Origin of the sequence: Cryobacterium serini, assembly GCF_004404025.1 — a bacterium.
Classification (GTDB): Bacteria; Actinomycetota; Actinomycetes; order Actinomycetales; family Microbacteriaceae; genus Cryobacterium; species Cryobacterium serini.
On sequence record NZ_SOHN01000012.1, the window covers coordinates 1 to 13,706 of the forward strand.

11 protein-coding genes are annotated in these 13,706 nt (G+C 65.2%); 5 read left to right on the plus strand and 6 right to left on the minus strand.

Annotation, left to right across the window (positions count from 1 at the left end):
• Nucleotides 1-127 precede the first annotated feature (127 nt).
• Nucleotides 128-568 carry an Rv3235 family protein gene (locus E3T51_RS10725; RefSeq protein ID WP_134529833.1) on the plus strand — a complete coding sequence of 147 codons (441 nt, stop codon included), beginning with the start codon at nucleotides 128-130 and terminating at the stop codon, nucleotides 566-568.
• 92 nt (nucleotides 569-660) lie between these two features.
• Here E3T51_RS10725 and secA read toward each other — a convergent pair whose 3' ends face one another.
• The 6 genes from secA to mtrA form a co-directional block, all read right to left on the minus strand.
• Entirely contained in the window at nucleotides 661-3,468 is a 2,808-nt protein-coding gene (secA, locus tag E3T51_RS10730) for a preprotein translocase subunit SecA (protein WP_134529834.1), read from the minus strand.
• A gap of 137 nt (nucleotides 3,469-3,605) precedes the next feature.
• The gene (gene hpf, locus E3T51_RS10735; RefSeq protein WP_134529835.1) at nucleotides 3,606-4,310 is read right to left on the minus strand and encodes a ribosome hibernation-promoting factor, HPF/YfiA family; all 705 of its coding nucleotides are present in this window, start codon (nucleotides 4,308-4,310) and stop codon (nucleotides 3,606-3,608) included.
• A gap of 122 nt (nucleotides 4,311-4,432) precedes the next feature.
• Nucleotides 4,433-5,131 (minus strand): ComF family protein, encoded by a 699-nt coding sequence (locus E3T51_RS10740; protein ID WP_134529836.1) that lies wholly within the window; start codon nucleotides 5,129-5,131, stop codon nucleotides 4,433-4,435.
• A 98-nt stretch (nucleotides 5,132-5,229) separates the two neighbouring features.
• Entirely contained in the window at nucleotides 5,230-6,936 is a 1,707-nt protein-coding gene (locus E3T51_RS10745) for an LpqB family beta-propeller domain-containing protein (protein WP_166806443.1), read from the minus strand.
• Nucleotides 6,929-8,569, minus strand: coding sequence for an MtrAB system histidine kinase MtrB (mtrB, locus tag E3T51_RS10750; protein ID WP_174844590.1), 1,641 nt, complete (start codon nucleotides 8,567-8,569; stop codon nucleotides 6,929-6,931). The genes E3T51_RS10745 and mtrB overlap by 8 nt, the downstream gene beginning before the upstream one ends.
• A 57-nt stretch (nucleotides 8,570-8,626) precedes the next feature.
• The gene (gene mtrA, locus E3T51_RS10755; protein ID WP_104193160.1) at nucleotides 8,627-9,307 is read right to left on the minus strand and encodes an MtrAB system response regulator MtrA; all 681 of its coding nucleotides are present in this window, start codon (nucleotides 9,305-9,307) and stop codon (nucleotides 8,627-8,629) included.
• A 156-nt stretch (nucleotides 9,308-9,463) separates the two neighbouring features.
• On the opposite strand from mtrA, the gene E3T51_RS10760 reads away from it, so the two are divergent.
• From E3T51_RS10760 to E3T51_RS10775, 4 genes are read left to right on the plus strand one after another with little or no spacing between them, the layout of a single operon-like run.
• Nucleotides 9,464-10,645 carry a V-type ATP synthase subunit I gene (locus E3T51_RS10760; protein WP_166806444.1) on the plus strand — a complete coding sequence of 394 codons (1,182 nt, stop codon included), beginning with the start codon at nucleotides 9,464-9,466 and terminating at the stop codon, nucleotides 10,643-10,645.
• Complete coding sequence (locus E3T51_RS10765) at nucleotides 10,642-11,349, plus strand: DUF4129 domain-containing protein (RefSeq protein ID WP_134529839.1); 708 nt, start codon at nucleotides 10,642-10,644, stop codon at nucleotides 11,347-11,349. The genes E3T51_RS10760 and E3T51_RS10765 overlap by 4 nt, the downstream gene beginning before the upstream one ends.
• Nucleotides 11,346-12,686 (plus strand): DUF4350 domain-containing protein, encoded by a 1,341-nt coding sequence (locus E3T51_RS10770; protein WP_134529840.1) that lies wholly within the window; start codon nucleotides 11,346-11,348, stop codon nucleotides 12,684-12,686. Before E3T51_RS10765 ends, E3T51_RS10770 begins: the two co-directional genes overlap by 4 nt.
• Nucleotides 12,683-13,705 (plus strand): AAA family ATPase, encoded by a 1,023-nt coding sequence (locus tag E3T51_RS10775; protein ID WP_134529841.1) that lies wholly within the window; start codon nucleotides 12,683-12,685, stop codon nucleotides 13,703-13,705. Before E3T51_RS10770 ends, E3T51_RS10775 begins: the two co-directional genes overlap by 4 nt.
• Nucleotide 13,706: the final 1 nt, after the last annotated feature.

Below are 13,706 nucleotides of genomic sequence, written 5' to 3' on the forward strand. Positions count from 1 at the left end.
ACCGTCGCCGTCGCCACTCCTCGATCGGGCACGTCACGCCTGTGGCCTTCGAGCTGCAATACTCGTCACAGGCCGCAAAGATCCAACTCGCCGCTTAACCCGTGTCCACTCTCCGGGGTCAAGGCCAATGACGTCATCTGGTTCCGGCGCTTCTCGCGCGCAGGTTCCCCCGTTGGAGGCCCGCATCGATGCGCGCGGAGTCAACTCACAGCCGATTGGACAGGCGCACCGGCCCGAAGCGGAGAAGGTCCTGCGCGCCCTGGCCTTGCGGGCTGTCGAAGTCATCGCCGGAGCCAGGGACCTCGAGCAACTGGCGCGCTGGGTCACCGACGACGTCTACGCTCGTCTGCGAGTGCGTGTGTCGATCGCGGCTCGCGCCAGAGCAATCACAGGAATCGTCGCTGAACGGCCACGATTGTGGATCGACCATGTCAAGACCTGGCCAACCGACACCGGCGGTTACAACGCAGTGATCCTGGTGTACGACAAACGCCGAGCGCACGTCGTCTCGGTGCAGTTGGAGGGCCTGGATGAGCGCTGGCGCGCTACTGTTCTCGTAGTCATGTGATGTACGGGCAGCACCGCCGGCAGACGAATGCGCAGCACGCCCCGGGACAACGCACGCCACGACTGGGCGTGCGTTGTCGCCGTTGGCCGGGACTAGATCGTCTTCTTGCCCTGGGCGCGGCGCTCGGCCCGGTTCACCGGGGCGGCACCCTCGGTTTTCTGCCCAAACGCTCCGCGCTGGGGCGGGCCAGCCGCATCTGCCGGGTCATTATCGCTCGCCGCGACCGTCGCCGTGCGCCTGGCCCGATCAGTGGCAGCCTGCTGAATCTGGCCGCGCTGATTGCGCACCTCGACTCCGCCGGAATCGCTCGGCGCGGTATAGCTGAGCTTCTCGTCGGATGAGTCCGCCGGGCTGAGTCCCTTCGCCGCGATAGCCGGCCCGTCGACGGCACCAGCGCCGGCAGTCACCTCAACGTCGAGGTTGAACAGGAACCCAACGGTCTCCTCGCGAATCTGGCCCATCATCTGCTGGAACATCGCGAAACCCTCGCGCTGGTATTCGACCAGCGGGTCGCGCTGCGCCATCGCACGCAGCCCAATTCCATCTTTCAGGTAGTCCATCTCGTAGAGGTGGTCGCGCCAGCGGCGGTCGATCACCGAAAGCACCACGCGGCGCTCCAGCTCACGCATCGCTGGGGCCCCGAGGGAGTCTTCACGACGTGAGTAGGCGAGCTTGGCGTCGGAGAGGATCTCCCGGCGCATGAAATCGCGATTGATTTTGCCCTTGTCGCCGGCCTCAGAAACGACCTCGTCGATGGTCAGTCCCACCGGGTAGAGGGTCCCCAGTTCGGTCCACATCGCGTCGAAGTCCCAGTCGTCACCGTTGCCGTCGCCAGCGTGCACGTCGAGCACCTCGTCGATGACGTTGGTGAGGAAAGTCTGAGTGCGTTCGTGCAGGTCGTCACCTTCGAGGATGTGGCGACGATCGCCGTAGATGGCCTCACGTTGACGGTTGAGAACGTCGTCATACTTGAGCACGTTCTTGCGAATCTCGGCGTTACGACCCTCGACCTGTGACTGCGCGCTGCGGATAGCGCGGCTGACCACCTTGGATTCGATCGCCATGTCGTCTGGCACGCCCTGGCGGCCCATCAGAGCTTCGGCTGCACCGGCGTTGAACAGGCGCATGAGGTCGTCGGTGAGCGAGAGGTAGAACCGGCTCTCGCCCGGGTCGCCCTGACGTCCGCTCCGTCCGCGCAGCTGGTTGTCGATGCGGCGTGATTCGTGCCGTTCGGTACCGAGCACATACAGACCGCCGGCGGCGATGACCTTCTCGGCCTCTTCGCTGACGTCGGCCTTGACAGCGTTGAACACGTCGTCCCAGGCGAGTTCATACTCGTCGGGGGTTTCTACCGGGCTGAGGCCCTTCGCATTCATCTCGGCGACAGCGAGGAACTCGGCGTTACCACCGAGCATCACGTCGGTGCCACGACCGGCCATGTTGGTGGCGACGGTCACCGAGCCCAGCCGACCGGCCTGCGCGACGATCGCCGCTTCACGGGCGTGGTTCTTGGCGTTCAGCACCTCGTGCCGCACGCCCTTTTTGGCCAACAAGCGCGACAGATATTCGCTTTTCTCGACGCTCGTCGTGCCGACCAGAACAGGCTGTCCAGCCGCGTGACGTTCGACGATGTCCTCGACGACCTGACCGAACTTGGACTCTTCATTCTTGTAGATCAGGTCGGACTGGTCGATGCGCTGCATCGGCTTGTTGGTGGGAATGGCCACGACGCCGAGCTTGTAGGTGCTCATGAACTCAGCGGCTTCGGTCTCGGCCGTACCCGTCATGCCGGAGATCTTCGAGTACAGGCGGAAGTAGTTCTGCAGGGTGACGGTGGCGAGGGTCTGGTTCTCGGCTTTCACCGCGACGCCCTCTTTGGCCTCGATCGCCTGGTGGATACCCTCGTTGTAGCGGCGTCCCATGAGGATACGGCCAGTGTGCTCGTCGACGATGAGCACCTCGCCGTTCATGACGACATAGTCCTTGTCCTTCTTGAACAAAGAATTTGCCTTGATGGCGTTGTTCAAAAAAGAGATCAGCGGCGTGTTGGCCGATTCGTAGAGGTTGTCGATGCCGAGGTAGTCCTCGACCTTTTCGATGCCGGGTTCGAGTACACCGATGGTGCGTTTCTTCTCATCGACCTCGAAGTCTTCGTCGGCGATGAGGCGCTTGGCCAGACTCGCAAACTCGTTGAACCAGCGGTTCGCTTCACCCGATGCCGGCCCGGAGATGATCAGCGGGGTCCGAGCCTCGTCGATGAGGATCGAGTCGACTTCGTCGACGATGGCGAAGTAGTGCCCGCGCTGCACCATATCGCTGGCCTGCCACGCCATGTTGTCGCGCAGGTAGTCGAAACCGAACTCGTTGTTGGTGCCATAGGTGATGTCAGCGGCATACATTTCGCGCCGCTGCGCCGGAGTCTGACCGGAGACGATGCATCCGGTTGTCATGCCGAGGGCACGGAAAACGCGGCCCATGAGCTCGCTCTGGTAGCTCGCGAGGTAGTCGTTGACCGTGATGACGTGCACACCGCGGCTACTGATCGCGTTGAGGTAGGCCGCAGTGGTGGCGACCAGGGTCTTGCCCTCACCGGTCTTCATCTCGGCAATGTTGCCCAAATGAAGAGCGGCGCCACCCATCAATTGCACGTCGAAGTGGCGCAGCCCCAGGGTGCGGGTGCTCGCCTCACGCACGGCGGCGAAGGCCTCGGGCAGCAGATCATCGAGCGATTCTCCGTTGGAGTACCGTTCCCGCAGGGTGACGGTCTCGTTTTTGAGCTCCTCGTCGGTGAGCTCGTGGAAGTCTTCTTCCAGCGCGTTGATGGCTTTCGCGTAGTTTTCCAGGCGGCGCAGAACGCGACCTTCACCAACGCGAAGAACCTTTTCAAGAATTGACGCCACGAATGTACTCCACTAGTCAAACGGTGCAGGCACGCGCTGCGACAGCCCAATCGGACTGCCGCAGCACAAGCCTGCGCCTCTCGTCTGGCAGATGCCAGAGCACCGACCTGGTCGGCGGCTAAGGCAATGCTAGTTGGTCAGTTGGCACGCCCGCTGGTAACAGGCACAGCCTCCTGCAGCTCACCGACCGAACCGTCGAGTTCGATGACTCCGTAGTCCCAGCCCTTGCGGCGGTAGACCACACTGGGACGCTTGGTTTCGATGTCCTGGAACAGGTAGAAATCGTGGCCGACCAGCTCCATGAAATACAGGGCATCATCGACGGACATGGGGGCCGCCGCGAACACCTTGCGACGGATGACGACGGGGCAGTATTCCTCTTCGGCGGAGGCTTCGGGGGCATCCGCTTGCACGATGGGAATCGCGCCGGTGCGCACCCGCTCGAGCGTCTCGGGGTTCGCCGGTGTGATGTCGATGACGCTGAAGCCGACCGCGGACGCCTCGTGCAGCGAAGTGGGCCGGTGGGCACCGCCGCGGTGTACCTTCTTGCGGTCCTTGGCCCGGCGAACCCGCTCAAGCAGACGACCAAGCGCCACGTCGAAAGCGGCGTACTTGTCGGATCCGTCTGCTTCGGCCCGCACCAACGGTCCCTTGCCGATCAGGGTGAGTTCGACCCGATCGTTGCCGACGGCAGCGCCGTTCTTCTCGTGGTGGCGACTGACCTTGATCTCGAGCGCGAGAGCCTTCTCGGCCAGAAGAGCGATTTTCTCGGCCTTCTCGGTCGCGTAATCCCGGAAGCGATCAGTGATCCCAAGGTTGCGTCCGACGATGTTAGTTTCCATGACGACCTCCAGTTTGGCGGACCGCCCTCAAACTGGGCGATCATTACGCGCCTTTGTCTCCACCGTAGCCGTGGGAGTCAGATAAGTCACAATATTTGTCGATCAGTTTTCCCAGACTGCGACTACGGGGGCATCAGACGGCGTGTTTCTGCCAGTGCCGCGAGGCCGACGACGATGCCGCCGGCAGCGAACACGGCGCGCCGTGCCTCGAGCAGGGTCGCTCCCGTCGTCACGATGTCGTCGACGAGGATCACCAGCACCCCGTCGAGCGGACGCCTGGCGACGAGGCTGTTGCTTTTGTTCGCGGCCCGCGCCGCCCTGCCGAGGCCTACTTGGTCGAGGGCCTCGATGCGCTGCGCGAGCGCCGGAAACGGGTGCAAGCCGGCGCGGTGCAGGAGGGTGTCGACCGGGTGGTAGCCCCGAACACGCCAGGCCCGACGAGACGACGGGATGGTCACGAGCTGGATTCCGAGGCCGGAGCCAGAACGCACAGCATCACGACCCTCACGGTCAGCGGGCACGGCGGCCAGCGCGGCCACGATGGCCGCTCGCAGCGGCGCGGCTAGCGCGGCGGCAGCATCCGTTCGGCCGCCGTCTTTGTAAGCGGCGATCGCGTGCCGGGCAGCACCCTCGTAGGTGAGTGCCGCCCAGATGACGGCGTCATCACGGACGACCGGGTGCACGGAAGGCGCCAGCGCCCGCCGGCAGTCGGCGCACAGGGCACGGTCCACGACACCACAGCCGCTGCACTCGGTCGGCAGCACGGTTGCCCAGGCATCCCGGCTCGCTGCGGCCAGACGATCGCGCAGTTGACGGCTCATGGCCTCAGTGTGCCGCGGGATACCGGCGGGGCCGACCCGAACGCGCCAGCGGTGGATGAGCGCGCCTCGGAGCCTCCTGGGGAGGAGTGGCCGGTTGCTTAGCCGCCGAGGCCTTGCTGGGTGGCCAGCAGGGTGACTTTATCGATGCGAGCCTGCCAGCCCGCTCCACGTTGCACCTCGAGGCTGCCCGTGTCGGTGAGGGCTCGCAGATCGCGCACCGAGTTGCTGCCGACAATGAAGCGGCTGCTCAGGGAGGATTCGAGGATGGTACTGACGCCACCAATCCGTTGCACGACGATGCGGGCTTCGCCGCTGGGCAGCGTGCTGAGCGAGGAGACGGTCAACTCATCGATCCAGGTCGCGTCGCGCCCGACTCCGCCGCCCGACGCCAGCAGTACGGGCGCACCGATTCCAGTCGGCGCTGCGCCGGTGCGAATGATGGAGGCGATGACGAATCGGCTCTCGGAACCGGTGCCGAGGAGTGCGATCAGTCGAGCGCCGTCTCGGGACACTTTCAGTGCCTCGATCGACGTGGCCTCTGGCCAGGGCGTCGGCAGCAAAGTTGCCTCCCCGGTGGGGCTGTAGACAACGAGTGCACTCGGATCGTTTGCCGGCACCGACCAGACAAAGCGGTCGTTGTCGATCGATGGCGCGAGCAGCCCCGCTCGCGCATCGAGCAGCTTGGGGTCGTCGCCGGCTCGGACGACGTAGACGCCATCGCGAGCGAGTACGGCCGCCGATGCCTGGCCCGATGCGAGCGTCACAGCGGTTGGAGCAAGCCGGGCGATAGTGTCGGAGAGCCCATCCAGCGCAGTGATGCTCTGCCCGGTCGCGGCGAGAAATCCGAACTCGTCACCGCGCAGCACGAGCGCCCTGGCATCCACCCGCGGGTCCACGAGCGGGGCTCCTGATTCCAGAGCAGTGATGGCCTGGGAGTTCTGGTCAATGGTGATTTCAACTGTCAGGCCCGTCGGCAGACTCGCCACCAGCTGCGCCTTCATGCGTTGGAGGGTCTGCCGATCGGCATTGAGGGCTTCCCTGTTCAGATCGACCATGGCCTGACGCCCGACGACCTGCACGGCGTCGGCGGTGAGCTCGGAGCCTTCGGGAAAGGCCGTGGCCACGGCGCCGGTCAACCAGGCGCTCGGTCCGCTCAAGACCGCGTTGACCAGTTTCGTCGGAGCGGATGCGCCGCGCGGAAACCAGCGCAGGTCCGGCACCAAAAACCGAAATCCAGGGTCATAAAAGTAGACCGGCTGGGCGCTGAAAACATCATTGAAGGTGTTTTCGTCGATTACCGTACCGTCGGGGGCCGCGCTGATGCGCCACTGGCCGCCGATCTGCGCAAATTCGTAGCGCAACGGTACCGGGCTCGCGTCGACCTCGCGGTATTCCCCCGACTGGTCCACTTCGGCAATCGGTGTGACCGCCACGAGGGTGGTGGCGTCGTCGATGACGGTCAGGGTACGCCCAGAACCGTTATCGACGGTGACGCCAACGGTGGGATCCCAAGTCGACTGAAACGCCGGAGCCAGAAACTGGCGGGCGATGTCGTAGTTGTTCTCCGGGCTGGACGACGCGTCGATGAAACCGCGCAGAATAGACTCCGTCGAGGCGTCCTTCTGCGGTAGCGCCGGCAAAAAAACCGGGGCTGGATTATCGTCCGGCGCAATGTCATTGCCGGCGTGCACCACACCGTCGCGAGGGATACCGGTGCAGCCACCGAGCCCGACGGCGAGACTGACTGACACGAACAGTGCCGAAACGACCCGCCAGGCTGAACCGCACGCTTTGCGATCACTCATGCTGACCCCCGCCCAGCCCTGGAACATGCCCGATCTCGCCCAGCGCGGCCGTGGCGTCGTCGGGTGGCAATGGGATCGGGGACGATTCGAGCACGGCTCCGGCCGTGCGCGGCAGGGTCAGCCGAAAACACGATCCCTCTCCCGGACTCGACCAGACCTGTAGCCAGCCGTTGTGCACGCTCGCGTCTTCGCGCGAGATGGCCAGTCCGAGTCCGGTGCCTCCGATCGTGCGTTGGCGAGACGGATCAGCACGCCAAAACCGGTCGAACACGTGCGCGACCTCGGCCTGAGTCATGCCGAGACCGTAGTCACGCACGGCGAGCGCAACCGCGTTGGCATCGCTGTCGACGGACACCATGACGGGTTTTCCCTCACCGTGTTCGATGGCGTTGCCAATGAGGTTGTGCAGAACCCGCCGAATGCGCCGCGGATCAACGTCGGCGTTGAGGTACCCGCCCGGCGCTACCAGCCGCAAATCACTCCCCTTGGACTCGGCCAGTGACCTCAGACTATCGATGGCGTCTTCGGCGAGATAGACGAGGTTCGTCGGTTCACTCTCGAGTTCTACCGAGCCGGCGTCGTACCGGCTGATTTCGAGCAGGTCGCTGAGCAGCAACTCAAAGCGTTCCACCTGAGTGTGCAGCAGCTCAGCGGTGCGACCGGTGGCTGGCGGAAAAGTCGCTCGCTGGTCGTACAGCACATCGCCGGCCAAGCGGATGGTCGTGAGCGGCGTTCGCAATTCGTGTGAGACATCCGACACAAAACGTTGCTGCACCTCGGACAGGTCGGCGAGCTCACGAATCTGGCTCTGCAAGCTGTCGGCCATGCCGTTGAACGAGCGGGCAAGCGTGGCGATGACGTCTTCGCCCTTCTCGGGAATGCGCACTTCAAGGTCGCCGGAGGCAAGTTTCTGGCTCGTTTCGGCCGCCACCCGTAATGGCGTGACGACGAAGCGCACGACGATCCACGATACCGCCCCGATCAGCAACACGAGCGCGACACCGGCCACCCCGAGCGTCTGCTGCACGAAGAGCAGCGTCGCTTCGGAATCCTGCAGGCTATAGGCAATGTACAGCTCGTAACGGCCGGCCACAGGAACCGTGATCTGCGACCCGACTACGATGCCGGGCATGGTCGTGGCCTCGTCTCCGGTCAGGGTGACGGATTGCCAAAACTGATCACCGTCGTTCGCCTGTACCTCGGTGCGCAGGTCGGCGCCGATCACGCCGGTCGATTGCCCAAACGTCGACGAATCGAGCGGCGCGACGGTCGACGGATCCTGGCCAGGTACCCGCAGCACTGCGACCAGTCGGCTCGACGAGGCAGCAGAGATTGAGGTACGGGCCGAACTGAGCAAGTTCTGAACCTGCACCCGGTCGGTGGCATCGGAGGAATCGAACAGGCTTTGCGCGGCACTGGCTGCACGGTCTGATTCGAGCAGGACCTGGCTCAGCCGTGATTGAAACAGGTCATTACCGATGCTGACCGACATGTACACCCCGACGATCAGAATGGCCAGCCCGGAAAGCGCGACCGAAACCGTCACGGTACGAAATTGCAGGGACGAACGCCACGACGCGCGCACGAGCCTCGGCCAGTTGCGCGGCCTGCTCCAATAGGTCAGCTGTGGCACGGCTCGGGAGACCGATTCAGCGGGTGTCGCCGGGAGGACATCTGTGGTCGGGGGTCTCTAGCTGACCGTACCGGCGCGATAGCCGACGCCGCGTACCGTCATGACGATCTTGGGATTGTCGGGATCGTGCTCGACCTTGGCGCGCAGCCGCTGCACGTGCACGTTCACGAGCCGGGTATCGGCCTTGTAGTGGTAGCCCCAGACCTGCTCAAGCAACATTTCGCGGGTGAAGACCTGCTGGGGTTTGGAGGCGAGGGCCAGCAGCAGGTCGAATTCAAGCGGCGTGAGATTGATCGCGGTCGTTCCGCGGGTGACTTCGTGGCCGACCGCGTTCACCACGAGGTCACCGATGTGCAGGGCTAGCGCACCGTCGGCGGCGGGCGGGCGCAAGCGGGTGCGAATGCGGGCGACGAGTTCTTTGGGGTTGAACGGCTTAACCATGTAGTCGTCGGCACCGGACTCGAGCCCCTTGACCACGTCGGTGGTGTCAGACCGAGCGGTGAGCATGATGATCGGCACCCCCGATTCTGCGCGGATCAGCCGGCACACTTCGATGCCGTCGAGGCCGGGCAGCATGAGGTCAAGCAAGACCAGGTCAGGCTTCTCGACACGGAACGTCTCGAGGGCGAGCGATCCATCGGCACAAAAACCCGGAGTGAAGCCCTCGCCGTGCAAAACGATGCCGATCATCTCGGACAGGGCGGTATCGTCATCGATAACCAAAATGCGTGCAGTCATGGGTCTCTTTCCAGAACTTAAGTCACGAGTGTTCTGATGTCGTTCGCTCAGCAGATTGCCCGATGAGTAGGGCAAAGTCTGGCATAAGAGTAGCTGAGCGTGCTGACAGAGTGCCTGCGAACGCATTTCTCCATCCACCTGTGCCAGCATTGAATGGTGACAGACCCCTGGCAAGCCCCCGACGCCCCCGTTCCGCCGCGTTACGGAAAGTTCGTCCCACCCGTCGCGCCCGGTCAGGACGCGCCCTACCAGACCGGACCGTATGCCGGCAGTCCGTACCCGGGCAGTGTCCCTGGGCAGGGTTGGACGCCGCCGCCCAAGCCAGGTTTGATTCCGCTGCGACCGATCGGATTTGGCACCCTGCTCGGCGCGTCGTTCCAGGTTTTGCGCCGCAATCCGAAGGCAACCTTCGGCAGCGCTCTGATCGTTCAGGCCGCGATCATGCTCGTCACCGTGTTGATCGTCGGGCTGGTCACATTCTGGGCCATCGACCGCATCGACAGCGCCCCGCTCGACCAGAAGGATGCCGTCGCTGCCGGCTCGGTACTGGCCGGCGCGCTGTCCGCCATCATTCCCATCGCCCTGTCACTCATCGCTTCGGCCCTATTGCAGGCCGTCATCGTGGTCGAAGTGGCCCGCGCCACCCTCGGTGAGAAGCTGCGGCTCGGCGTGCTGTGGCGCACAGCGGCAACCCGCCTCTGGCCGCTGGTGCTGTGGACCGCGCTGCTGACCGTGGCACTGTTCATTGGCGTGGCCGTGATCGCGGCCTTCGTCGTGCTGCTGATCAGCGTCGGCGGTACCGCCGGTTTCGTGGCTGGCGTTCTGGTCGGCATCTTCGGCGGCCTGATGCTCGCAGCCGCGAGCGCGTTCCTGTACACCAAAACCAGTGTCGTCCCGAGCCTGATCGTGCTGGAGAAGCTCAGCGTGCGGGCATCCGTTGTTCGGTCGTGGTCACTCACTCGCGGCTACTTCTGGCGAACCCTGGGCGTGCTGCTGCTGATCGGCCTGATCGTGCAGGTGATCACCCAGATCGTCACCACGCCCGTGTCACTGCTTCTGGGTCTCGGCGCGATGCTGATCGATCCGAACGGGACGCTCAGCGAGGAGACGACCTATATCGTCACCGCTCTCACCCTGATCATCGCTATTCCGGTGGCCGCGGTGGCGGCCGTCGTGCAATCGGCGGCGATAGCGCTGATCTACCTCGACCTGCGCATGCGCAAGGAGGGTCTCGACCTTGAGCTGGCCCGCTACGTGGAATCGGCGGCGCAGGGCGGCGACGTGCCCGACCCGTACCTGACACCGACCGCTGCCAGCACCGGGTATCCGGCGGCATGACCGCGCTGGGCCTGGCACAGCTCGGATCACTGGTTGACCGCGTCACGTTGGGCATGTCGCGTGATGTTCCCGTGGTTCCGGACGCGCCAGAGGCACGCCAGTGGCTGCGTGAGGAACTCGCCAAAGCCCCGTACGCTGCGGCCAGGCCGACCTGGTTCGACCGGGCATCTCAGGCATTCCTGGAATGGCTCCAGTCGCTGACGGTCAACGGCGACGGCAACCTGAAAGACTGGCTGCCGATTGTCGCGGTCGTGCTGGTGCTTGCGGCGCTCGTGGCGGGCTGGCTGTTGTTCGGCGCCCCCAGGCTGGCCCGACGACGCCGGGCAACTCTCGACCTGTTCGGCACGATTGACCAGCGCAGCAGCTCCGAGATGCGCACGGCGGCCCACGCAGCGGCCAGTCGCGGCGACTGGAGCCTGGCCTGCGAGGAAGTTTTTCGCGCCCTGGCCCGCGGCCTGGCTGAACGCACGGTACTCTCGGTCACGCCCGGCACGACCGCGCATGATTTCGCTGCCCGCGCTCAGCTGGCGTTTCCGGCCTTCGGCCGGGAACTGGCCCTCGCTGCGGACACCTTCGACCGGGTTCGCTACCTCGAACAGGTCGGTCTCGAGCCCGACTACCGTGCCCTCGCCGCCCTCGAGGCCGAATTGCGGGCTGCGGCGCCCGCCACGCTCGCCCCACTGGCCGAGGCGGGTCGGTCATGAGTGCAACGCTCGGCTCCCAAACGGATGCGCCTGCTCTCTTGTCCGGTGCTGCCGTCGGTGCTGCCGTCGGTGCTGCCGGCGGCACGACCGTGGCGACCCCGACCCTGCGCGCGTTGCTGAGCCGCTCCTCGTTCTGGGTCATCGCCGCTGCCGGGATCCTGGCCATCGCGATTGTCGCCGTGCTCGTGTCCGGCGGTACTCAGGCTGCTGGCCGGGCCCTCGCCGGGGACAGCGTTGCTCCGGCCGGCTCGATGGCGCTCGTCGAGGTACTTCGCCAGCAGGGCGTCACCGTGACGCTCGCCAGTTCCCTGGCCGAGGTGCGGGCCGCGGTCGGAACGGATTCAACCGTGTTCCTGTATGACGAGAACAGCTACCTCGACCAGTCCCAGCTGGGCGAACTGGGCGACCTCGCCGCGCACACCGTTGTCGTGGCACCGGATTTTCTAGCCCTTCAGGCGCTGGCCCCGACCGTGGGCTTCGGTGGCGTGTCCGGATCTGACACCCTCACCGCTGACTGCTCGGTGCCTGCCGCGAATCGAGCCGAGGAACTCTCGCCGGGCGGGGACACGCTATCCATTCCGCCCGATGCTGGGAATCCGCTTCTCACCGGCTGTTTTGCTAGCGGTACCACTACCTTCTCGCTGGTTCAGGTGCAGAACGACTCGACCGGTGGGATCATCTCCCTCGTGCCTGACGCAGGCCTGTTCAATAATGAGAACATCGCGCACTACGGCAATGCCGCGCTCGCACTGGGGCTGTTGGGGCTGAGCGACTCGCTGGTCTGGTACCTGCCGACCCTGGCCGATCTGCCCCGCACCGGGCCCCCGTCACTGGCCGAGTTGACACCCGGCTGGGTCACCCCCGTGCTCGTTCTGCTTATGCTCGTCGCCGTCGCCGCCGCGTTCTGGCGGGCTGCGCGGTTCGGACCGCTCGTGGCCGAGAACCTGCCGGTCACGGTGAAAGCGAGCGAGACAATGGAGGGTCGAGCCCGGTTGTACGCGCGCAGCAATGCCAGGCTGAGGGCGCTGGACGCCCTGCGGGTCGGCGCTGTTCAGCGACTCGCCCTGGCTGTGGGCCTCGGCCGCCTTGCACACCTGGAGGAGGTCATCGCCTCGGTCGCCCACTTCACCGGTCGCGCTCCCGACGAGGTGCGGCGGGTGTTGGTGGGCGCGATTCCTGTATCCGACGCGCAGTTGATGGCGCTCTCGGACGCTTTGCAGGCTCTCGAACACGCGACCGGTCAGGCCGTGCAACCCGGGTCCGCGCCGGCTGCTGGGGCGTCGGCATCCGTTTCTGGTGAATTACCACCCCCTCCAGCCGAAAGAATGGACCCATGACCACTCCTGCCACCCCCATCACGCCCGCTGACTCGCTCGCTGCCAGGGCGCCCTCAACCGCAGAGGATGCCGCAGCGCTGCGGGCCGCGCTGGGCCGGGTACGCTCCGAGGTCGGCAAGGCGGTCGTCGGGCAGGACGGCGCAGTGACCGGGCTGATCATCGCGCTGCTCGCGCGCGGCCACGTGCTGCTCGAGGGTGTGCCGGGGGTGGCTAAAACGCTGCTGGTGCGCACGCTCAGCCACGCGCTGAGCCTTGACACTAAGCGCATCCAGTTCACGCCCGACCTGATGCCAGGGGACGTGACCGGGTCGCTCATCTACGATGCCCGCGCGGGGGAATTCGAGTTCCGGCAGGGTCCGGTGTTCACCAACATCATGCTTGCCGACGAGATCAACCGCACGCCGCCGAAGACGCAGTCCGCGCTGCTTGAGGCCATGGAGGAACGGCAGGTGAGCGTTGACGGCGAATCGCTCACGCTGCCGGAGCCGTTCATCGTGGCGGCGACCATGAACCCGATCGAGTACGAGGGCACCTATACGCTGCCGGAGGCGCAGCTGGACCGGTTTCTGCTCAAGCTCGTGCTCGACGTCCCCCAGCGGGTTGACGAGATCGAGGTGCTGCGCCGGCACGCCGCCGGTTTCAACCCGCGCGACCTGGCGGGCGCCGGTGTGAGCGCGGTGCTCGGCGCGGTTGAACTCGCCGCGGCGCAGGCCGCAGTGTCGCGGGTCGGTTCGAGTGCGGATGTGCTCGCCTACATCGTCGACCTGGCCCGCGCCACGCGCACGAGTCCCTCGGTCAAGCTCGGTGTCAGTCCCCGCGGAACAACCGCGCTGCTCGCCGCCACCAAGGCCTGGGCCTGGCTGAGCGGCTACGACTCGATCACGCCCGATCATGTACAGGCCATGGCGTTGCCGGTCTGGCGACACCGCCTGCAGCTGCGCCCGGAGGCCGAACTCGAGGGTGTCTCGGTGGATGCCATCCTGCGCGGCGTGCTGCAGCAGGTTCAGGTTCCGATCTAAC

Excerpts from the sequence above, each read along its gene's own strand:
- E3T51_RS10725 (WP_134529833.1), top strand. The coding sequence starts at position 128 with ATGACGTCATCTGGTTCCGGCGCTTCTCGCGCGCAGGTTCCCCCGTTG.
- hpf (WP_134529835.1), bottom strand. The coding sequence starts at position 4,310 with ATGGAAACTAACATCGTCGGACGCAACCTTGGGATCACTGATCGCTTC.
- E3T51_RS10740 (WP_134529836.1), bottom strand. The coding sequence starts at position 5,131 with ATGAGCCGTCAACTGCGCGATCGTCTGGCCGCAGCGAGCCGGGATGCC.
- E3T51_RS10745 (WP_166806443.1), bottom strand. The coding sequence starts at position 6,936 with ATGAGTGATCGCAAAGCGTGCGGTTCAGCCTGGCGGGTCGTTTCGGCA.
- mtrA (WP_104193160.1), bottom strand. The coding sequence starts at position 9,307 with ATGACTGCACGCATTTTGGTTATCGATGACGATACCGCCCTGTCCGAG.
- E3T51_RS10765 (WP_134529839.1), top strand. The coding sequence starts at position 10,642 with ATGACCGCGCTGGGCCTGGCACAGCTCGGATCACTGGTTGACCGCGTC.
- E3T51_RS10770 (WP_134529840.1), top strand. The coding sequence starts at position 11,346 with ATGAGTGCAACGCTCGGCTCCCAAACGGATGCGCCTGCTCTCTTGTCC.
- E3T51_RS10775 (WP_134529841.1), top strand. The coding sequence starts at position 12,683 with ATGACCACTCCTGCCACCCCCATCACGCCCGCTGACTCGCTCGCTGCC.